Annotated in this window: 20 protein-coding genes; 13 read left to right on the forward strand and 7 right to left on the reverse strand. The window is 55.2% G+C overall.

Translation table 11 applies throughout. The features are described from left to right. Positions 1 to 24 precede the first annotated feature (24 nt). The 3 genes from waaA to coaD are packed head-to-tail and all read left to right on the forward strand — an operon-like array spanning position 25 to position 2552. Positions 25 to 1299, forward strand: coding sequence for a lipid IV(A) 3-deoxy-D-manno-octulosonic acid transferase (gene waaA / locus F8561_RS04965; RefSeq protein ID WP_014168058.1), 1275 nt, complete (start codon positions 25 to 27; stop codon positions 1297 to 1299). Then, the gene (locus F8561_RS04970) at positions 1299 to 2069 is read left to right on the forward strand and encodes a glycosyltransferase family 2 protein (protein ID WP_047954874.1); all 771 of its coding nucleotides are present in this window, start codon (positions 1299 to 1301) and stop codon (positions 2067 to 2069) included. Before waaA ends, F8561_RS04970 begins: the two co-directional genes overlap by 1 nt. 3 nt (positions 2070 to 2072) lie before the next feature. Then, the gene (gene coaD / locus F8561_RS04975) at positions 2073 to 2552 is read left to right on the forward strand and encodes a pantetheine-phosphate adenylyltransferase (RefSeq protein WP_014168056.1); all 480 of its coding nucleotides are present in this window, start codon (positions 2073 to 2075) and stop codon (positions 2550 to 2552) included. A gap of 2 nt (positions 2553 to 2554) precedes the next feature. Here coaD and mutM read toward each other — a convergent pair whose 3' ends face one another. The 4 genes from mutM to radC all read right to left on the reverse strand — a co-directional run bounded on the left by mutM (position 2555) and on the right by radC (position 4748). Further along, entirely contained in the window at positions 2555 to 3364 is an 810-nt protein-coding gene (gene mutM, locus F8561_RS04980) for a bifunctional DNA-formamidopyrimidine glycosylase/DNA-(apurinic or apyrimidinic site) lyase (RefSeq protein WP_032679319.1), read from the reverse strand. 74 nt (positions 3365 to 3438) lie between these two features. After that, the gene (rpmG, locus tag F8561_RS04985; RefSeq protein ID WP_003024094.1) at positions 3439 to 3606 is read right to left on the reverse strand and encodes a 50S ribosomal protein L33; all 168 of its coding nucleotides are present in this window, start codon (positions 3604 to 3606) and stop codon (positions 3439 to 3441) included. 22 nt (positions 3607 to 3628) lie between these two features. After that, entirely contained in the window at positions 3629 to 3865 is a 237-nt protein-coding gene (rpmB, locus tag F8561_RS04990) for a 50S ribosomal protein L28 (protein ID WP_002436699.1), read from the reverse strand. Between the two features lie 217 nt (positions 3866 to 4082). After that, positions 4083 to 4748: a RadC family protein gene (radC, locus tag F8561_RS04995; RefSeq protein WP_020882690.1), complete on the reverse strand. Its 666-nt coding sequence runs from the start codon at positions 4746 to 4748 to the stop codon at positions 4083 to 4085. A gap of 172 nt (positions 4749 to 4920) precedes the next feature. Between radC and coaBC the strand changes: the two genes are divergently transcribed. From coaBC to slmA, 3 genes are all read left to right on the forward strand, one after another. Beyond that, entirely contained in the window at positions 4921 to 6132 is a 1212-nt protein-coding gene (gene coaBC / locus F8561_RS05000) for a bifunctional phosphopantothenoylcysteine decarboxylase/phosphopantothenate--cysteine ligase CoaBC (RefSeq protein WP_025206464.1), read from the forward strand. Next, a complete protein-coding gene (dut, locus tag F8561_RS05005; protein ID WP_014168052.1) occupies positions 6110 to 6568 on the forward strand; it encodes a dUTP diphosphatase in 459 nt (152 codons plus the stop codon). Before coaBC ends, dut begins: the two co-directional genes overlap by 23 nt. 120 nt (positions 6569 to 6688) lie before the next feature. After that, positions 6689 to 7285: a nucleoid occlusion factor SlmA gene (slmA, locus tag F8561_RS05010; protein WP_020882692.1), complete on the forward strand. Its 597-nt coding sequence runs from the start codon at positions 6689 to 6691 to the stop codon at positions 7283 to 7285. A gap of 39 nt (positions 7286 to 7324) precedes the next feature. On the opposite strand, the gene pyrE is transcribed toward slmA, so the two are convergent. Both pyrE and rph read right to left on the reverse strand, forming a co-directional pair. Then, positions 7325 to 7966, reverse strand: a complete 642-nt coding sequence (gene pyrE, locus F8561_RS05015) for an orotate phosphoribosyltransferase (RefSeq protein ID WP_151887208.1) — start codon at positions 7964 to 7966, stop codon at positions 7325 to 7327. 68 nt (positions 7967 to 8034) lie between these two features. Then, positions 8035 to 8751, reverse strand: coding sequence for a ribonuclease PH (rph, locus tag F8561_RS05020; RefSeq protein ID WP_013094888.1), 717 nt, complete (start codon positions 8749 to 8751; stop codon positions 8035 to 8037). A 125-nt stretch (positions 8752 to 8876) separates the two neighbouring features. Here rph and F8561_RS05025 point away from each other — a divergent pair, with 125 nt between their 5' ends. Continuing rightward, positions 8877 to 9740 carry a YicC/YloC family endoribonuclease gene (locus F8561_RS05025; RefSeq protein ID WP_020882693.1) on the forward strand — a complete coding sequence of 288 codons (864 nt, stop codon included), beginning with the start codon at positions 8877 to 8879 and terminating at the stop codon, positions 9738 to 9740. 251 nt (positions 9741 to 9991) lie between these two features. Beyond that, on the forward strand, positions 9992 to 10609 hold the full coding sequence (locus tag F8561_RS05030; protein ID WP_020882694.1) for a trimeric intracellular cation channel family protein: 618 nt from the start codon (positions 9992 to 9994) through the stop codon (positions 10607 to 10609). Between the two features lie 68 nt (positions 10610 to 10677). On the opposite strand, the gene ligB is transcribed toward F8561_RS05030, so the two are convergent. Further along, complete coding sequence (ligB, locus tag F8561_RS05035) at positions 10678 to 12348, reverse strand: NAD-dependent DNA ligase LigB (protein WP_151887209.1); 1671 nt, start codon at positions 12346 to 12348, stop codon at positions 10678 to 10680. A 251-nt stretch (positions 12349 to 12599) separates the two neighbouring features. On the opposite strand from ligB, the gene gmk reads away from it, so the two are divergent. Genes gmk through recG form a run of 5 tightly spaced genes read left to right on the forward strand, consistent with a single transcriptional unit; the run spans position 12600 to position 18466 of the window. Next, a complete protein-coding gene (gene gmk / locus F8561_RS05040; RefSeq protein WP_014168044.1) occupies positions 12600 to 13223 on the forward strand; it encodes a guanylate kinase in 624 nt (207 codons plus the stop codon). A gap of 54 nt (positions 13224 to 13277) precedes the next feature. Beyond that, the gene (rpoZ, locus tag F8561_RS05045) at positions 13278 to 13553 is read left to right on the forward strand and encodes a DNA-directed RNA polymerase subunit omega (RefSeq protein ID WP_000135058.1); all 276 of its coding nucleotides are present in this window, start codon (positions 13278 to 13280) and stop codon (positions 13551 to 13553) included. A gap of 19 nt (positions 13554 to 13572) precedes the next feature. After that, complete coding sequence (gene spoT, locus F8561_RS05050; protein ID WP_014168043.1) at positions 13573 to 15687, forward strand: bifunctional GTP diphosphokinase/guanosine-3',5'-bis pyrophosphate 3'-pyrophosphohydrolase; 2115 nt, start codon at positions 13573 to 13575, stop codon at positions 15685 to 15687. Positions 15688 to 15691: 4 nt separating this feature from the next. Next, positions 15692 to 16381 carry a tRNA (guanosine(18)-2'-O)-methyltransferase TrmH gene (gene trmH, locus F8561_RS05055; RefSeq protein WP_014168042.1) on the forward strand — a complete coding sequence of 230 codons (690 nt, stop codon included), beginning with the start codon at positions 15692 to 15694 and terminating at the stop codon, positions 16379 to 16381. Positions 16382 to 16384: 3 nt separating this feature from the next. Further along, positions 16385 to 18466 carry an ATP-dependent DNA helicase RecG gene (gene recG, locus F8561_RS05060; protein WP_151887210.1) on the forward strand — a complete coding sequence of 694 codons (2082 nt, stop codon included), beginning with the start codon at positions 16385 to 16387 and terminating at the stop codon, positions 18464 to 18466. Positions 18467 to 18468: the final 2 nt, after the last annotated feature.

Genomic DNA, 18468 nt, shown 5'->3' on the forward strand with positions numbered 1-18468 from the left:
CGAAACTAAAAAACGGATAATCGCTTGGAATTGTTGTATACCGCCCTGCTCTACATCATCCAGCCACTGGTGTGGCTGCGACTGTTGCTTCGTAGCCGTAAAGCGCCTGCGTATCGTAAACGCTGGGCTGAACGCTATGGTTACTGCCGCAATAAAGTCGTGCCGGACGGTATTTTGCTGCATTCCGTTTCTGTGGGCGAAACGCTGGCGGCGATCCCGCTGGTTCGCGCCCTTCGTCACCGCTATCCGTCACTGCCGATCACGGTCACGACCATGACGCCGACGGGATCTGAACGCGCATTATCGGCGTTCGGTAAAGACGTTCAACACGTCTATTTGCCTTACGACCTGCCTTGCGCCATGAACCGCTTCCTGAATACCGTTCGCCCGAAACTGGTGATCGTCATGGAAACCGAGCTGTGGCCAAATATGATTTCCGCCCTGCATGCCCGTAAAATTCCGCTGGTGATTGCCAACGCGCGCCTTTCAGAGCGCTCGGCGAAAGGTTACGGCAAGTTAGGTAAATTTATGCGCCGCCTGCTCAGCCGAATTACACTGATTGCCGCGCAGAACGAAGAAGACGCGGCGCGCTTTCTCGCTCTGGGCCTGAAGCGCAACCAGCTTGCGGTGACGGGTAGCCTTAAGTTCGATATCTCCGTCACGCCTGAACTCGCCGCCCGTGCGATTACGCTACGTCGCCAGTGGGCACCGCGTCGTCAGGTGTGGATTGCAACCAGCACCCATGACGGCGAAGAAGCCATTATCCTGCAGGCCCATCGTAAGCTGCTGGAAAAATTCCCCGATTTGCTGCTGATTCTGGTCCCCCGTCACCCCGAACGTTTTAAAGATGCGCGTGAGATGGTGCAGAAAGGCGGCTTCAGCTTTACCCTGCGCAGCAGCGGTGAGATCCCCTCCGGCAGCACTCAGGTGGTGATTGGCGATACAATGGGCGAGCTGATGCTGCTTTACGGCATTGCCGATCTGGCTTTTGTCGGCGGAAGCCTTGTGGAGCGCGGCGGCCATAATCCGCTTGAGCCGGCCGCACACGCCATTCCGGTGCTGATGGGTCCACACACGTTTAACTTCAAAGATATCTGCGCTAAATTGCAGCAAGCCGACGGGTTAATTACCGTGACCGACGCGGACTCGGTGGTCAAAGAGGTCTCAACCCTTCTGACCGACGAAGACTACCGCCTCTGGTATGGTCGCCATGCTGTCGAAGTGCTGCATCAGAACCAGGGCGCACTCACTCGTCTGCTGCAACTTCTGCAACCTTATCTGCCTCAGCGGAGCCACTAATGTCAACGCGTCTGTCGGTCGTGATGATCGCCAAAAACGCCGCCGACCTGCTTCCGGACTGCCTGGCCTCCGTCGCCTGGGCTGACGAAATTGTCCTTCTCGACTCCGGCAGCGAGGACAACACGGTGGATGTCGCCCGTGCCGCGGGTGCAAAGGTCTTTATCGATACCGACTGGCAAGGCTACGGCATCCAGCGACAGCGCGCGCAGCGCTATGCTACTGGCGATTACGTGCTGATGCTGGACACTGACGAGCGCATCACACCTGAGCTCCGCCAGGCCATTCAGGCGGTGCTGACAGCACCTCAGCCTGGCGCGGTATACAGCATTGCACGTCGCAACTATTTCCTTGGCCGTTTTATGCGCCACAGCGGCTGGTATCCAGACCGCGTAATGCGCCTCTACGAGCGTGAGCGATATCAGTACAACGATAATCTGGTCCATGAATCCCTGGCATGCGACAGTGCCCCCGTCATTCCTCTGACAGGCGATCTGCTGCATCTGACCTGCCGGGATTTCGCCAGCTTCCAGCGCAAACAGCTTAACTATGCCACCGCATGGGCACAGGAGCGCCACCTGCGCGGCAAGAAGGCCACGCTGACCGGCATTTTCACCCACACTCTGGGGGCATTTCTGAAAACACTGCTGCTGCGAGGCGGCGTGCTGGACGGTAAACAGGGGTGGTTACTGGCGGTGGTGAATGCCCAGTATACTTTCAACAAATACACCGAGCTGTGGGCGCTTTGCCGCGGCTACTCAGAGAAAACGTGAGCCATGAGCACAAAAGCGATTTATCCGGGTACCTTTGATCCCATCACCAACGGTCATCTTGACATCATTACCCGTGCGGCATGCATGTTTGATAAGGTGATTCTGGCGATCGCCGCCAGCCCCAGTAAGAAACCCATGTTCGATCTCAATGAGCGCGTTGCACTTGCCACTGACGCTATCTCACATCTGCCAAACGTCGAGGTGGTGGGCTTCAGCGATCTGATGGCCAACTTCGCCCGTGCCCGGCAGGCTAACATTTTGATCCGCGGGTTACGCGCGGTGGCTGACTTCGAATACGAAATGCAGCTGGCACACATGAACCGCCACCTGATGCCAGAGCTGGAGAGCGTGTTCCTGATGCCCTCCAAAGAGTGGTCGTTTATCTCTTCCTCGCTGGTCAAAGAGGTGGCGCGTCATCACGGTGACGTGACCCATTTCCTGCCGGCTAACGTCCATCAGGCGTTGATGGAAAAATTAAAGTAGCCCTATTTCTGGCACTGACGGCAATAGAACGTGGCGCGCTGGGCGTGCTTCGTTGCAATAATCGGTGTCCCACAGACTCTGCACGGCTCACCCTTACGGCCATATACCTGCAGCTCCTGGGCAAAATAGCCGGGTTTACCGTCGCTCTGCAGGAAGTCCTTCAGGGTGGTCCCCCCTTGCTCAATCGAACGCAGCAGCACCGCTTTAATCACCCGGACCAGCAGTTCACACTCCTGGGATGACAGCGATGAGGCCAGCCGATCGGGATGGATCCCGGCGGCAAACAGCGATTCGCTGGCATAAATATTCCCTACTCCCACCACCAGCTTATTGTCCATCAGCCACGGTTTGATCGGAGTTTTCTTCTTTGCACACTTCGCTTTCAGGTATTCCGCGTTAAACGCCTCTGAGAGCGGCTCTGGCCCCAGATGCGCCAGAACGCTGTGTCCTTCAAGCTCTTTGGTCCACAGCCATGCGCCAAAGCGTCGTGGGTCGGTGTAACGCAGCACTTTACCGTTGCTCATCACCAGATCGACATGGTCATGCTTTTCCGCGGGCAGTTCTTCGGTAAGGATGCGCAGACTACCGGACATACCGAGATGGATGATAATCCAGCCGTCGGGCAGCTCCAGCAGCAGATATTTGGCGCGACGCTGGACGCTGAGAATCGGTTTATCGCTTAACGCATGGATTTCATCGGACACCGGCCAACGCAGGCGACCGTTGCGAACGATAGCATGAAGAATAGTCGCGCCGACCAGATGCGGCTCAATACCGCGGCGGCTGGTCTCTACCTCAGGTAATTCAGGCATGGTTCCTCCGGAGTAAGATGCAGAATGCAAAAAACCCCGCAGTTGCGGGGTTTTTCAATACAAGGAGGCTAAAATTATTTGATTTTAGCTTCTTTGTACAGTACGTGCTGGCGTACAACTGGATCGAATTTTTTCAGTTCCAGTTTTTCCGGCTTAGTACGTTTGTTCTTCGTGGTGGTGTAGAAGTGACCTGTACCAGCAGAAGAAACCAGCTTGATTTTCTCGCGAATACCTTTAGCCATGATTTATTTCCTCTTTAAGTACTTAGTACTTTTCGCCACGGGCACGCAGTTCGGACAGAACTGTATCAATGCCTTTCTTATCGATTACACGCATACCTTTAGCAGATACGCGCAGGGTGACAAAACGCTTCTCGCTCTCAACCCAGAAACGGTGAGAGTGCAGGTTCGGCAGGAAACGGCGTTTAGTCGCGTTCAGTGCGTGGGAACGGTTGTTACCGGTCACCGGACGCTTGCCAGTAACTTGGCAGACTCGGGACATGTCTATTCTCCAAAAATCAAATTAGCTCGAGCTTCGTATGGGGTATCGGCGCCTCGTCAGGCTTTACAGCCCGGTCATCGCATAGTTCTATTGAACTCTCGATTGCCAGGCCCAAATGCCAAACCCGAGATTCTCAAAGGTGGCGTAGTATACGCTGACTCGGCGGTGTGCTCAAGTCCCGAACAGACAAAGATCCCGATGGATCGCGAGAAATAGCCTAAATCCAGCCATGTTCTGCAAAAGAAATGTACTCGCCGCGACCAATTATCAGATGGTCGAGCACACGAATGTCCATGAATTGACAGCATTTGATAATGCGTTCGGTCATCTCTTTGTCAGCTCTGCTTGGTTCTGCACAGCCAGAAGGGTGATTATGCGCGAGTATCACGCCGGCTGCATTCACTTTTATCGCTTCCCGCACAATTTCTCGCGGATGAACCTCAACGTGGCTCAGTGTTCCGGAAAAAAGACGGCTATGTTTTAGTACCCGGTTCCTGTTATCAAGAAAGATCACCATAAAGATCTCGCGCTCCAAATCTGATAGCTGGCTCTGGAGAAATACGCGTGTCATATCCGGGGTGAGTATGGGATCTTCCTCTTCCATACGGACGTCGTAAAAACGGCGGGCCAGTTCAGCAATCCCCCTCAGTTGGGCGAACTTCGCCACGCCAATTCCTTCGACGTGCCTGAATTCCGTCAGATCCGCCGTCAATAAGCCATACAGCGAACCAAAATGGTCGATGAGCTCCTTTGCCAGCGTAAATACCGTTTTGCCGGGCGTTCCGGTGCGTAAAAAGAGTGCCAGCAACTCGTCGTCCTTTAACAACGTGACGCCATAGCGCAGCATTTTTTCACGCGGTAGCAGCAGTTCAGTCTCTTCCATGCCTGTCTCCTTCGGTTTGCCATCATGCTGCCACAGCCACCCCCGGCGCTCGACGCCCACTTTTCATTCCTGCGTAACGCCTCGCAAACTGGCCGAAGGACAAAATCACCCCCTTTTTGGGATTGTGATAAAATGCCCGCTCTCTGGTGAAACCCAACAGGAAAGAATCATGATGAGCCTGGCCGGTAAAAAAATCGTTCTTGGCGTGAGCGGCGGTATCGCTGCCTATAAAGCGCCGGAGCTGGTGCGTCGTTTGCGCGAGCGCGGGGCGGATGTGCGGGTCGCGATAACGGAAGGCGGCAAAGCCTTTATCACGCCTCTGAGCCTGCAGGCCGTTTCAGGGTACCCCGTCTCTGACAGCCTCCTTGATCCGGCCGCCGAAGCCGCGATGGGCCATATTGAGCTGGGAAAATGGGCAGACCTGGTTATCCTTGCCCCCGCCACAGCAGATTTAATTGCCCGCGTAGCAGCCGGCATGGCAAACGATCTGGTCTCGACCATTTGCCTGGCCACGCCCGCACCTGTTGCCGTCGTCCCCGCGATGAACCAGCAGATGTACCGCAACGCCGCCACCCAACATAATCTGACGACGCTGGCCTCACGCGGCCTGCTCATCTGGGGGCCGGACAGCGGTAGCCAGGCATGTGGTGATGTGGGTCCTGGTCGTATGCTTGACCCGCTGACCATCGTTGAGCTGGCCGCCGGCCATTTTTCGCCTGTCAACGATCTGCAACATCTCAACATCATGATTACCGCGGGCCCAACGCGCGAGCCGCTGGACCCGGTGCGTTACATTACCAACCATAGCTCCGGTAAAATGGGCTTTGCGATTGCTGCCGCGGCGGCAAAACGCGGTGCAAAGGTCACGCTGGTGAGCGGCCCGGTCTCGTTACCGACACCACCGTTCGTGCAGCGTATTGATGTCACCACCGCCCTGGAGATGGACGCCGCCGTACAGGCGCATGCGCAGAACCAGCAGATTTTTATCGGCTGTGCGGCTGTTGCAGATTACCGTGCCGAAACCATTTCCGGGTCAAAAATTAAAAAGCAAGGCGATGAATTAACACTAAAAATGGTGAAAAATCCGGACATTGTTGCGGGTGTCGCCGCACTGAAAAGCCATCGTCCTTACGTTGTTGGGTTTGCCGCAGAAACAAATAATGTGGAAGAATATGCCCGGCAAAAACGTACCCGCAAAAACCTCGATTTGATTTGCGCGAACGACGTATCGCTGGCCACGCAAGGATTTAACAGCGACAGCAACGCACTGCACCTTTTCTGGCAGGATGGAGATAAAGTCTTACCGCTTGAGCGCAAGGAACTCCTGGGCCAACAATTACTGGACGAGATCGTTACCCGTTATGATGAAAAAAATCGACGTTAAGATTCTGGACCCGCGTGTTGGTAAGCAATTTGCGCTGCCAACCTATGCCACCTCCGGCTCTGCCGGTCTTGACCTGCGCGCCTGTCTCGATGACGCCGTAGAGCTGGCTCCGGGTGCAACCACCTTGATCCCAACCGGCCTGGCAATCCACATTGCTGACCCGTCGCTGGCAGCGGTGATCCTGCCGCGTTCTGGTCTGGGTCATAAGCATGGAGTGGTACTGGGTAACCTGGTCGGCCTGATCGACTCTGACTACCAGGGTCAACTGATGGTTTCCGTCTGGAACCGTGGTCAGGACAGCTTCACCATTGAACCGGGCGAGCGTATCGCACAGATGGTCTTTGTACCGGTGGTTCAGGCAGAATTTAACCTGGTGGAAGACTTTGACGCCACCGACCGTGGCGAAGGCGGCTTCGGCCATTCCGGGCGCAAATAACCGCCCGACCAACACGTATCTCACAGCGCCATAATGCAATAACAAACCGCAAACGTCAGTTTGCGGTCGCTGTGTGGATGCCAGCCTGGCAAGTGCTTATTTTCAGGGGTATTTTGTAACATGGCAGAAAAACAAACCGCGAAAAGGAACCGTCGCGAAGAAATACTTCAATCTCTGGCGCTGATGCTTGAATCCAGCGATGGTAGTCAACGCATCACCACCGCAAAACTGGCCGCCTCCGTGGGCGTGTCTGAAGCGGCGTTGTATCGTCATTTTCCGAGCAAAACCCGGATGTTTGACAGTCTGATCGAATTTATCGAAGACAGTCTGATCACTCGCATCAACCTGATTCTGAAAGACGAAAAAGACACGACTGCGCGCTTGCGTCTGATTGTGCAGCTCATTCTGGGCTTTGGTGAACGCAATCCGGGCTTAACCCGTATCCTGACTGGCCACGCGCTGATGTTCGAGCAGGACCGATTGCAGGGCCGTATTAACCAGCTCTTCGAGCGTATTGAAGCACAACTGCGCCAGGTACTGCGCGAGAAAAAAATGCGTGAGGGTGAAGGTTACAGCACCGATGAAACGCTGCTGGCAAGTCAGATCCTGTCGTTTTGCGAAGGCATGCTCTCCCGCTTTGTTCGCAGCGAGTTTAAATACCGTCCAACGGACGATTTTGACGCCCGTTGGCCGTTAGTGGCGGCACAGCTGCAATAATCTTCAGGCCCGGTAAGCAGAACGCCACCGGGCTTGATATTACACGCCGAAAGCTTCGCGATACCCACGTACCGCAGCCAGATGATCCGCCATCTCAGGCTTCTCTTCCAGATACGCAATCAGGTCTTTCAGGGTGATGATCGACGTCACTTTACAGCAATAATCGCGCTCAACTTCCTGAATCGCAGAGATTTCGCCACGCCCGCGTTCCTGACGATCCAAAGAGATCAGCACGCCAGCAAGCGTAGCGCCGTTGGCCTGAATAATCTCCATCGATTCGCGAATAGCGGTACCGGCGGTGATCACATCGTCCACCAGCATAACGCGACCCTGCAGCGCGCTGCCTACCAGATTACCGCCTTCACCGTGGGTTTTAGCCTCTTTACGGTTAAAGCAGTACGGTACGTCGCGGTCGTGGTGTTCCGCCAGCGCAACCGCGGTGGTAGTGGCAATCGGAATGCCTTTATAGGCCGGGCCAAACAGCAGGTCAAAATCAATGCCGGAGTCCACCAGCGCTTCGGCATAGAAACGGCCTAACAATGCCAGATCGCGCCCGGTATTAAACAGTCCGGCGTTGAAGAAATAGGGGCTCTTACGCCCGGATTTCAGCGTAAACTCGCCAAATTTCAGGACCTGCTTGTTAAGCGCAAACTCAATAAACTCACGCTGCCAGGATTTCATGGGCTTACTCCTCCGACTTTTGCTTTTGTACGAACAAAAAAAAGGCGACTCATCAGTCGCCTTTAAAATCAATTTTCTAACGCCGCCTTCTGCGTCGTTACGATAGATTCAATTCCCCCTCGGGCCAACGCCAGCAAGGTAAGAAGCTCTTCATGGGTGAACGGCTCACCTTCTGCCGTGCCCTGCACCTCAATGATGCGACCGTCTTCAGTCATCACCACGTTCATGTCAGTCTCGGCAGCGGAATCTTCGACGTATTCCAGATCGCAAAGCGCTTCACCGTTAACGATACCCACGGAAACAGCCGCGACCATCCCTTTCATCGGATTCGTTTTCAGCTTACCGGCTGCAACCAGCTTATTCAGGGCATCAGCCAGCGCCACACATGCACCGGTAATCGACGCCGTACGCGTACCACCGTCTGCCTGAATGACGTCGCAGTCCAGAGTAATGGTAAATTCACCCAGTGTTTTCAGATCAACGGCGGCGCGCAGCGCACGTGCGATCAGACGCTGGATTTCCATGGTACGGCCGCCCTGCTTGCCTTTTGCCGCTTCGCGGGCGTTACGGGTATGGGTTGCACGCGGCAACATGCCATATTCCGCAGTGATCCAGCCCTGGCCCTGACCTTTCAGGAAGCGTGGAACGCCCTCTTCGATGGACGCGGTGCACAGCACTTTGGTGTCACCAAACTCAACCAGTACGGAGCCTTCTGCGTGTTTTGTATAGTTACGGGTCAGGGTGACGGGACGCACCTGATTGGCGCTACGACCTGCTGGACGCATGATGAAATCTCCGGCTTGAAACGAATGTGGCTGCGCATTATACGGATAAAGGACGCTTATTCCTATCCTGAGAAGCCCCCGAAAGCTATAATCCCCCCATCTCTCCTTTAAAAACGGGAATGTCTATGATCCGCAGTATGACCGCCTACGCCCGGCGTGAAATCAAGGGTAGCTGGGGTAGCGCCACATGGGAAATGCGCTCGGTAAACCAGCGCTACCTGGAAACGTATTTCCGTATGCCGGAGCAGTTCCGCAGCCTTGAACCTGTTGTGCGCGAGCGTATCCGTGCTCGTCTGACGCGCGGTAAAGTGGAATGTAACCTGCGTTTTGAGCCTGATGCCAGCGCCCAGGGTGAGCTGATCCTCAACGAAAAACTGGCGAAACAGCTCGTCACTGCAGCGAACTGGGTCAAGATGCAAAGCGATGAAGGGGAAATCAACCCGGTCGATATTCTGCGCTGGCCTGGCGTCATGGCCGCCGGTGAGCAGGATCTGGACACGATTGCCGCTGAAATTCTCAGTGCCCTCGACAGCACGCTGGATGACTTTATCATTGCCCGCGAAACTGAAGGCCAGGCCCTCAAAGCGATGATTGAGCAGCGTCTGGAAGGCGTGACCACCGAAGTGGCTAAAGTCCGTACCCATATGCCTGCGGTCCTGCAATGGCAGCGTGAGCGCCTGGTGGCCAAACTGGAAGAAGCGGAAGTTCAGCTGGAAAATACCCGTCTGGAACAAGAGCTGGTGCTGATGGCACAGCGCATTGACGTCGCCGAAGAGCTGGATCGTCTGGAAGCGCACGTTAAAGAGACTTACAACATCCTGAAGAAGAAAGAAGCCGTAGGGCGTCGTCTCGACTTTATGATGCAGGAGTTCAACCGCGAGTCGAACACCCTGGCCTCTAAGTCGATCAATGCTGAAGTGACCAACTCCGCCATTGAACTGAAAGTGCTGATTGAGCAGATGCGCGAGCAGATCCAGAATATCGAGTAACGCTTTATTCAAGCCGCTTTCTCATCATGGCCCCGTTCAGGGGCCATTTTTTTATCGGAACAGGCTATCGGCGGCAAACGCCTATAACATGAATAATTGTAATGTGAAAATTACCGTTTATCGCCATCAAACCCAGCCAAACAACGTTCAGTCATTATCAAAATTAAGGATAATGTCCTCACACAAGAAAAACTAAATCGTGGCAGACCGCACAAAACGCTACCCTGTTGCCCTCACTATCGGGGGAACACATGCTGCTACATATCCTTTATCTCGTCGGGATCACTGCCGAAGCCATGACCGGTGCACTCGCTGCCGGACGCCGTCGTATGGATACGTTTGGGGTCATCATTATTGCTACCGCCACCGCGCTGGGAGGCGGATCGGTACGCGATATCCTGCTGGGGCATTACCCTCTCGGCTGGGTTAAGCACCCCGAGTACATCATCATTGTGGCTGTCGCCGCAGTGCTGACCACTATCCTTGCTCCTGTAATGCCCCATCTTCGACGTCTGTTTTTAGTGCTTGATGCTCTGGGCCTGGTCGTGTTCTCCATCATCGGGGCACAAATTGCGCTGGATATGGGCGAAAGCCCGGTGATTGCCACTATTGCCGCAGTCGTGACGGGCGTATTTGGCGGCGTACTGCGCGATATGTTCTGCAAACGCATTCCTCTGGTCTTTCAAAAAGAGCTCTACGCCGGGATATCCTTTGCATCAGCCGTTCTGTATATCGCTTTACAGCATTATGTTTCCAGCCATGACGTCGTGGTCATCGCCACCTTGTTATTTGGCTTCACGGCTCGCTTGCTTGCGCTGCGCTTGAAACTGGGACTGCCCGTGTTTCATTACACTCAGGACACCCACTGACTGGCCGCTATCTATTCTCCCCGATAAGATAGCGGCGTTTATTCGCGATAAGCGACAGCAAGCTCATGTCAGAATCCTTGCACTCCCTGCTTGCCGAGCCAGGCAACCAGGCCGGCAATGCCAGGATCATGAATAAACGCAACGAGCTGCCGGGCTTTCTCCTTTCCTGTGCCGGGAAGTGCCTGCCAGTCTGCTGCGTTACGCTCACGCATTTTCTGCCACGTCAGGTCTCCCATAGCGTTTAGCGAGGCCTGCGTCAGCGGAACACCCAATGCCATGATCCAACGAATAAAGGGTCGCTCACGTACCAGATTAAAGCGATGCCAGAGCGCCAGCCCGCGTGCTGCGGAAAACCCCGGGGTAGACTCCAGCTGCGCCTGCGTTAATGTCAGCCATGAGAAGATATGTTCAAAATGATGCGCCTGATACAGCGCCCGCCAGCCTGACTCACCGACTCCTTCAATATCCAGCACGTGCTTTGAACCAAGCCACGTCAGGCGGGCAAAGAACTGCTCCATACACACCGGCGAGGCGTAAAAACAGCTCTGCGCATGATAATGCGAGGCCGGAGGTGTGGGCTTTTGTCTCTCTTCCCCCCGCCAGACCACCTTATCGAACCGCGGGATACCCTGCCCGGCCAGACTGACCTGTATCTGATCACCCGTCGCAATATCCAGCCTTTGCCAGCGCTCAACGGACCCAAGACTGACCCGTTGTACCTGCTTATCATCCAGCAGGACAGGGACCAGCGCCGCCACGACCGAGATTTTTCCCGTGCGCCCCACGGCAAAATGAATATCTCTTACTTCGGCAATCTGTGCGACCGGGGGGTATTTCCATGCGACGACCCAGCTGCCTTCTCCGGGCAACCAGTTTTCGCCGGGAGGAGCATCCGCGGACCGCACCACAATGCCGTCCGTGGCAAAGGGTAATGCCGTGTTGTGCCACGTCGAGCGCTGTTTCTCGACAGCATCAACAGTCTGTACAGGCAGGGTATAACGCGCCGTCAGGGAAAAGCCGGCTTTAGATAACTCAGACAGCGCATTCGACATCACTTTCGGCCCATCCGGCCAGGCCCAGATAAATATCCCTGTCTGGCTCAGAAGTGGACTGTCCTTTTGCCGCATCATCGCGCCCGCCACTTTTGCCCGTGCGTTCATTCCCCCCATCTGTCGCTGAAGATGGTTGTCGCGTAACCAAAAAAGCTCTCCCTGTAAGACGCTGTTGGCCAGCGCTCCGGTCACTTTTTTGGGCACTGCGGGAATTAAATACACTTGTGCAGTCCAGTCTTCACCTTTAAGCCCATCACCACGACTGATAGCCTGGGTTAACTTTCCGTCGCGATACACCAGCGTCACTGCCACCCCGTCGACTTTTGGCTGCATCCAGAGAGTGTCACGACCACGCATCCACTGGCGTAGCTCTTCTTTACTGGCCGCTTTATGCACTCCCGTATGGGCAACAGGATGTCTTACGCTCCCCGTAAGAACCGGTAAGGCCTCCTCAGAAGGTATATCGCCGAAGCAGCGCTGCCACTGCTTTAAGCGGCCATTGAGCTGGTCATAGACGTCGTCATTCACCTCGCTCACGCCCTGCTTCCAGTAGGCATCATCCCAGCGTTTGACTTGCGCACTCAATGTCGCAATCTCTTTCTCTGCTTTTGCCTGAGACCACACGGGACATACCGCTGCACCGTAGCCGCACCACAACAGCATTAATCCGCTCATCCATCGCCACATTGTCACCCCTCCTTTGCAATGGTGGAGGTATAACCCGACGCGGAAAACCGTGCTAATGGCCATCTTTCACTCTGCGAGGCGTTGTCAGACGTTTATTTTTATTGCTGCAAAACAGCTGTAAAACCTGAAAACGGCGCGCAAAATTCAATAATGCAGGGGAAAAAGTGTGACAAAGGCTACGTCACACAGCGGCGACGTGTATAATAAGCCCGTATGTAGGACTTCTTCGTTAACACATACAAAAGACTCTCATGGCTCAAGGCACGCTTTATATTGTTTCTGCCCCTAGTGGCGCGGGTAAATCCAGCCTTATTCAGGCACTGTTAAAAACCCAACCGTTGTACGACACACAGGTTTCTGTTTCTCACACCACGCGTAAACCGCGTCCGGGTGAAGTGCACGGTGAACACTATTTCTTTGTTGATCACGATGAATTCAGAGCGATGATTGGCAGAGACGCGTTTCTTGAACACGCAGAAGTTTTCGGTAACTACTACGGCACTTCGCGTGAAACCATTGAGCAGGTTCTGGCCACGGGCGTAAATGTGTTCCTGGATATCGACTGGCAGGGCGCACAGCAGATTCGCAAGAAAATGCCTGATTCACGCAGTATCTTTATTTTACCGCCATCGAAAGATGAGCTGGATCGCCGACTGCGTGGCCGCGGTCAGGACAGCGAGGAAGTGATCGCCCGGCGTATGGAGCAGGCAGTTGCAGAAATGAGCCATTACGCGGAATATGATTACCTTATTGTGAATGATGATTTTGATGCCGCGCTGAGCGATCTCAAAACCATTCTTCGCGCAGAACGCTTGCGTATGAGCCGCCAGAAGCAGCGACATGACGCATTAATCACCAAACTGTTGGCAGACTGAACCCACTTTCAGTATCATGCCCAGTCATTTCTTCACCTGTGGAGCATTTTAAGTATGGCACGCGTAACTGTTCAGGACGCTGTAGAGAAAATTGGTAACCGTTTTGACCTGGTGCTGGTCGCCGCGCGTCGCGCTCGTCAGATGCAGGTAGGCGGTAAAGATCCGCTGGTACCGGAAGAAAACGATAAAACTACCGTTATTGCACTTCGCGAAATCGAAGAAGGTCTGATCAACAATCAGATCCTCGACGTACGTGAGCGCCAGGAGCAGCAAGAGCAGGAAGCCGCAGAACTGCAGGCCGTAACCGCCATTGCTGAAGGTCGTCGTTAATTAAACCTGCGGGTCGCCCTTGTATCTGTTTGAAAGCCTGAATCAACTGATTCAAACTTACCTGCCTGAAGACCAGATTAAGCGTCTTCAGCAGGCGTATCTCGTTGCACGTGACGCTCACGAGGGCCAGGCACGTTCAAGCGGTGAACCCTATATCACGCACCCGGTAGCGGTGGCCTGTATTCTGGCCGAGATGAAACTCGACTACGAAACGCTGATGGCCGCCCTGCTGCATGATGTGATCGAAGATACCCCTGCCACCTACCAGGATATGGAACAGCTGTTTGGCAAAAGCGTTGCCGAGCTGGTGGAAGGGGTCTCTAAGCTTGATAAGCTGAAATTCCGCGACAAGAAAGAGGCGCAAGCCGAAAACTTTCGCAAGATGATTATGGCGATGGTGCAGGATATCCGCGTCATTCTTATCAAACTTGCTGACCGTACCCACAATATGCGCACGCTGGGCTCACTTCGCCCGGACAAACGTCGCCGCATTGCCCGTGAAACCCTCGAAATTTACAGTCCGCTGGCGCACCGTTTAGGTATCCACCACATTAAAACCGAGCTGGAAGAGCTGGGTTTTGAAGCGTTATACCCGAACCGCTATCGCGTGATTAAAGAGGTGGTGAAAGCCGCACGCGGCAACCGTAAAGAGATGATTCAAAAGATCCTCTCTGAAATTGAAGGACGTTTACAGGAAGCGGGAATTCCGTGCCGCGTCAGCGGTCGCGAAAAACATCTGTACTCCATCTACTGCAAAATGGTGCTCAAAGAGCAGCGTTTTCATTCGATCATGGACATCTACGCGTTCCGCGTGATCGTCCACGACTCTGATACCTGCTACCGCGTGCTGGGCCAGATGCACAGCCTGTACAAACCGCGTCCAGGGCGCATGAAAGATTACATCGCCATTCCAAAAGCGAACGGCTATCAATCTTTGCACACCTCGATGATCGGTCCGCACGGCGTGCCTGTTGAAGTGCAGATCCGCACCGAAGACATGGACCAGATGGCGGAGATGGGTGTGGCTGCACACTGGGCTTATAAAGAGCACGGTGGCGAAAGCAGTACAACCGCACAAATCCGCGCCCAGCGCTGGATGCAAAGCCTGCTGGAACTGCAGCAGAGTGCGGGTAGCTCGTTTGAATTTATCGAGAGCGTTAAATCCGATCTCTTCCCGGATGAGATTTACGTTTTCACCCCAGAAGGCCGCATTGTCGAACTGCCTGCAGGCGCTACGCCGGTCGACTTTGCTTATGCCGTGCATACCGATATCGGCCACGCCTGCGTGGGCGCGCGTGTCGACAGGCAGCCTTATCCGCTCTCTCAGCCGCTTTCCAGCGGCCAGACGGTGGAAATTATTACCGCACCGGGCGCACGTCCGAACGCGGCCTGGCTGAACTTTGTCGTGAGTTCCAAAGCACGTGCCAAAATCCGCCAGTTGCTGAAAAACCTCAAGCGCGATGATTCCGTCAGCCTGGGGCGTCGTCTGCTCAACCATGCGTTGGGTGGTAGCCGTAAGCTGGCTGAAATCCCGAAAGAGAACATTCAGCGTGAGCTGGAGCGCATGAAGCTCGCCTCGCTTGATGACCTGCTGGCAGAAATCGGCCTCGGCAACGCCATGAGCGTGGTCGTGGCGAAGAACCTGCAGCAGGGTGATACCACGGCGATCCCGACGACGACGCAAAGCCACGGTCATCTGCCGATCAAAGGCGCGGACGGCGTACTTATCACCTTCGCGAAATGTTGCCGTCCTATCCCGGGTGACCCGATTATTGCGCACGTCAGTCCGGGTAAAGGTCTGGTTATCCACCACGAATCCTGTCGTAACATCCGCGGCTATCAAAAAGAGGCGGAGAAGTTCATGGCAGTCGAGTGGGATAAAGAGACGGCACAGGAATTTATCACCGAAATTAAGGTGGATATGTTCAACCACCAGGGTGCCCTGGCGAACCTGACGGCAGCAATCAATACGGCCTCTTCCAACATTCAGAGCCTGAACACGGAAGAGAAAGATGGCCGCGTCTACAGCGCCTTTATTCGTCTGACCGCCCGTGACCGCGTGCATCTGGCGAACATTATGCGCAAGATCCGCGTGATGCCGGACGTGATTAAAGTCACCCGTAACCGAAACTAGACTTATGAATTCAAAACGTTACGAGCGTATCTGCGAAATGCTCGCCAGGCGTCAGCCTGACCTGACGGTCTGCATGGAGCAGGTCCACAAACCTCATAACGTCTCTGCAATTGTCCGTACCGCAGACGCCGTAGGCGTGCATGAAGTGCACGCCGTCTGGCCGGGTGCCCGCATGCGAACCATGGCTTCAACTGCCGCAGGCAGCAACAGCTGGGTGTCCGTCAAAACCCACCAGACTATTGGCGAAGCCGTATCGCACCTGAAAGGTCGCGGTATGCAGGTCCTGGCCACTAACCTGTCCGCAAAAGCCGTCGATTTTCGTGAGATCGACTACACCCGCCCGACCTGTATTTTGATGGGTCAGGAGAAAACCGGGATCACCCAGGAAGCGCTGGATCTGGCGGATCAGGATATCATCATCCCCATGATCGGCATGGTGCAGTCTCTCAATGTCTCCGTGGCCTCTGCGCTCATTCTCTATGAAGCGCAGCGCCAGCGTCAGAACGCGGGCATGTACAAGCGCAGCAACAGCATGCTGCCGGAAGAGGAGCAGCAGCGCCTGCTGTTCGAAGGTGGTTACCCGGTGCTGGCTCGCGTCGCGAAACAAAAAAAACTGCCTTACCCCCACGTCAACGCGCAGGGCGAAATTGAAGCCGATGCCGAGTGGTGGGCCACCATGCAGTACGCAGGATAACCGATGAAAGGCCGTCTGCTGGATGCCATACCGCTCAATAGCCTGACGGGCGTAGGTGCGGCGCAAAGCAGTAAACTGGCAAAAATTGGCCTGCACACCGTGCAGGATCTCCTGCTCCATCTCCCCCTGCGTTATGAAGACCGCACCCAACTCTATAAGATTGGCGATCTGCTGCCTGCCATTTACGCCACCGTTGAAGGCGAAGTACTGAACTGCAATATCACCTTTGGCGGACGCCGGATGATGACCTGTCAGATCAGCGACGGCACCGGCATTCTCACCCTGCGCTTTTTCAACTTCAATGCGGCCATGAAAAACAGCCTTGCGACCGGTCGCAGGGTGCTGGCCTATGGTGAAGCCAAACGCGGGAAATACGGCGCAGAGATGATCCACCCGGAGTATCGCGTTCAGGGAGATCTGAGCACGCCGGAGCTGCAGGAGACCCTAACCCCGGTTTATCCGACGACCGAAGGCATCAAGCAGGCAACGCTGCGTAAACTCACTGACCAGGCGCTGGAACTGCTGGATACCTGCGCCATTACCGAGCTACTGCCGCCTGAGCTGGCTCAGGGCATGATGAGTCTGCCCGAGGCGCTGCGCACCCTGCACCGCCCGCCGCCAACCCTGCAGCTTAGCGACCTGGAAAGCGGCAAACACCCCGCTCAACGGCGTCTTATCCTTGAGGAATTACTGGCTCATAACCTGAGCATGCTGGCGGTACGGGCGGGCGCGCAGCGTTTTCATGCCCAGCCCTTAAGCCCGCGAGATGAACTCAAAGATAAGCTGCTGGCCTCACTGCCGTTTAAACCCACCGGTGCACAGGCACGCGTCACGGCCGAGATTGAACGCGATATGGCGCTTGATGTGCCCATGATGCGCCTGGTTCAGGGGGATGTGGGTTCCGGTAAAACGCTGGTTGCAGCCCTGGCTGCCCTGCGCGCAATTGCCCACGGCAGGCAGGTGGCGCTAATGGCCCCCACCGAACTGCTGGCTGAACAGCACGCTAATAACTTCCGCGCGTGGTTTGCCCCGCTTGGGATTGAAGTGGGCTGGCTTGCCGGGAAGCAAAAAGGTAAAGCGCGTCAGGCACAACAGGATGCCATTGCCAACGGTCAGGTACAGATGATTGTCGGCACGCACGCGATTTTCCAGGAGCAGGTGCAGTTTAATGGTCTTGCCCTGGTGATTATCGACGAACAACACCGCTTCGGTGTACACCAGCGTCTGGCGCTGTGGGAGAAAGGGCTGCAGCAGGGCTTCCACCCGCATCAGCTGATCATGACTGCCACACCTATCCCGCGCACCCTGGCAATGACCGCCTACGCCGATCTCGATACATCGACCATCGACGAACTGCCGCCGGGCCGTACACCGGTCACCACGGTCGCCATTCCGGACACACGCCGGAGCGATATCATCGACCGCGTGCGCAACGCCTGCACTCACGAAGGCCGTCAGGCCTACTGGGTCTGCACGTTAATTGAAGAGTCTGAACTGCTTGAAGCGCAGGCCGCGGAAGCGACGTGGGAAGAGCTGAAGCTGGCGCTGCCCGAGCTGAACGTGGGTCTGGTTCACGGGCGGATGAAGCCTACTGAGAAACAGGCGGTGATGCAGTCGTTCAAACAGGGTGAACTGCATTTGCTGGTTGCCACAACGGTGATTGAAGTCGGCGTAGACGTGCCCAATTCCAGCCTGATGATCATCGAAAACCCGGAACGTCTTGGCCTTGCGCAACTCCATCAGCTGCGCGGCCGCGTTGGCCGCGGTGCTGTCGCCTCTCACTGCGTGCTGCTCTACAAAGCACCGCTCTCGAAAACCGCACAGATGCGTTTGCAGGTGCTGCGCGACAGTAACGACGGTTTTGTGATTGCACAAAAAGACCTGGAGATCCGCGGCCCAGGCGAACTGCTGGGCACGCGTCAGACGGGTAATGCCGAATTCAAAGTGGCGGATTTACTGCGCGATCAGGCCATGATCCCCGAAGTTCAGCGCCTCGCACGCCATATTCATGAGCGCTACCCCGAACAGGCGGCAGCGTTAATTGAGCGCTGGATGCCGGAAACTGAACGCTATTCCAACGCCTGATC

This window comes from Enterobacter sp. 198 (assembly GCF_009025585.1).
In the GTDB taxonomy this organism is placed as follows: domain Bacteria; phylum Pseudomonadota; class Gammaproteobacteria; order Enterobacterales; family Enterobacteriaceae; genus Enterobacter; species Enterobacter ludwigii.

Excerpts from the sequence above, each read along its gene's own strand:
- ligB (WP_151887209.1), bottom strand. The coding sequence starts at position 12,348 with ATGTGGCGATGGATGAGCGGATTAATGCTGTTGTGGTGCGGCTACGGT.
- rph (WP_013094888.1), bottom strand. The coding sequence starts at position 8,751 with ATGCGTCCAGCAGGTCGTAGCGCCAATCAGGTGCGTCCCGTCACCCTG.
- coaBC (WP_025206464.1), top strand. The coding sequence starts at position 4,921 with ATGAGCCTGGCCGGTAAAAAAATCGTTCTTGGCGTGAGCGGCGGTATC.
- radC (WP_020882690.1), bottom strand. The coding sequence starts at position 4,748 with ATGGAAGAGACTGAACTGCTGCTACCGCGTGAAAAAATGCTGCGCTAT.
- rpmB (WP_002436699.1), bottom strand. The coding sequence starts at position 3,865 with ATGTCCCGAGTCTGCCAAGTTACTGGCAAGCGTCCGGTGACCGGTAAC.
- rpmG (WP_003024094.1), bottom strand. The coding sequence starts at position 3,606 with ATGGCTAAAGGTATTCGCGAGAAAATCAAGCTGGTTTCTTCTGCTGGT.
- gmk (WP_014168044.1), top strand. The coding sequence starts at position 12,600 with ATGGCTCAAGGCACGCTTTATATTGTTTCTGCCCCTAGTGGCGCGGGT.
- slmA (WP_020882692.1), top strand. The coding sequence starts at position 6,689 with ATGGCAGAAAAACAAACCGCGAAAAGGAACCGTCGCGAAGAAATACTT.
- recG (WP_151887210.1), top strand. The coding sequence starts at position 16,385 with ATGAAAGGCCGTCTGCTGGATGCCATACCGCTCAATAGCCTGACGGGC.
- pyrE (WP_151887208.1), bottom strand. The coding sequence starts at position 7,966 with ATGAAATCCTGGCAGCGTGAGTTTATTGAGTTTGCGCTTAACAAGCAG.
- mutM (WP_032679319.1), bottom strand. The coding sequence starts at position 3,364 with ATGCCTGAATTACCTGAGGTAGAGACCAGCCGCCGCGGTATTGAGCCG.
- rpoZ (WP_000135058.1), top strand. The coding sequence starts at position 13,278 with ATGGCACGCGTAACTGTTCAGGACGCTGTAGAGAAAATTGGTAACCGT.
- trmH (WP_014168042.1), top strand. The coding sequence starts at position 15,692 with ATGAATTCAAAACGTTACGAGCGTATCTGCGAAATGCTCGCCAGGCGT.
- dut (WP_014168052.1), top strand. The coding sequence starts at position 6,110 with ATGATGAAAAAAATCGACGTTAAGATTCTGGACCCGCGTGTTGGTAAG.
- F8561_RS05025 (WP_020882693.1), top strand. The coding sequence starts at position 8,877 with ATGATCCGCAGTATGACCGCCTACGCCCGGCGTGAAATCAAGGGTAGC.
- F8561_RS05030 (WP_020882694.1), top strand. The coding sequence starts at position 9,992 with ATGCTGCTACATATCCTTTATCTCGTCGGGATCACTGCCGAAGCCATG.
- F8561_RS04970 (WP_047954874.1), top strand. The coding sequence starts at position 1,299 with ATGTCAACGCGTCTGTCGGTCGTGATGATCGCCAAAAACGCCGCCGAC.
- coaD (WP_014168056.1), top strand. The coding sequence starts at position 2,073 with ATGAGCACAAAAGCGATTTATCCGGGTACCTTTGATCCCATCACCAAC.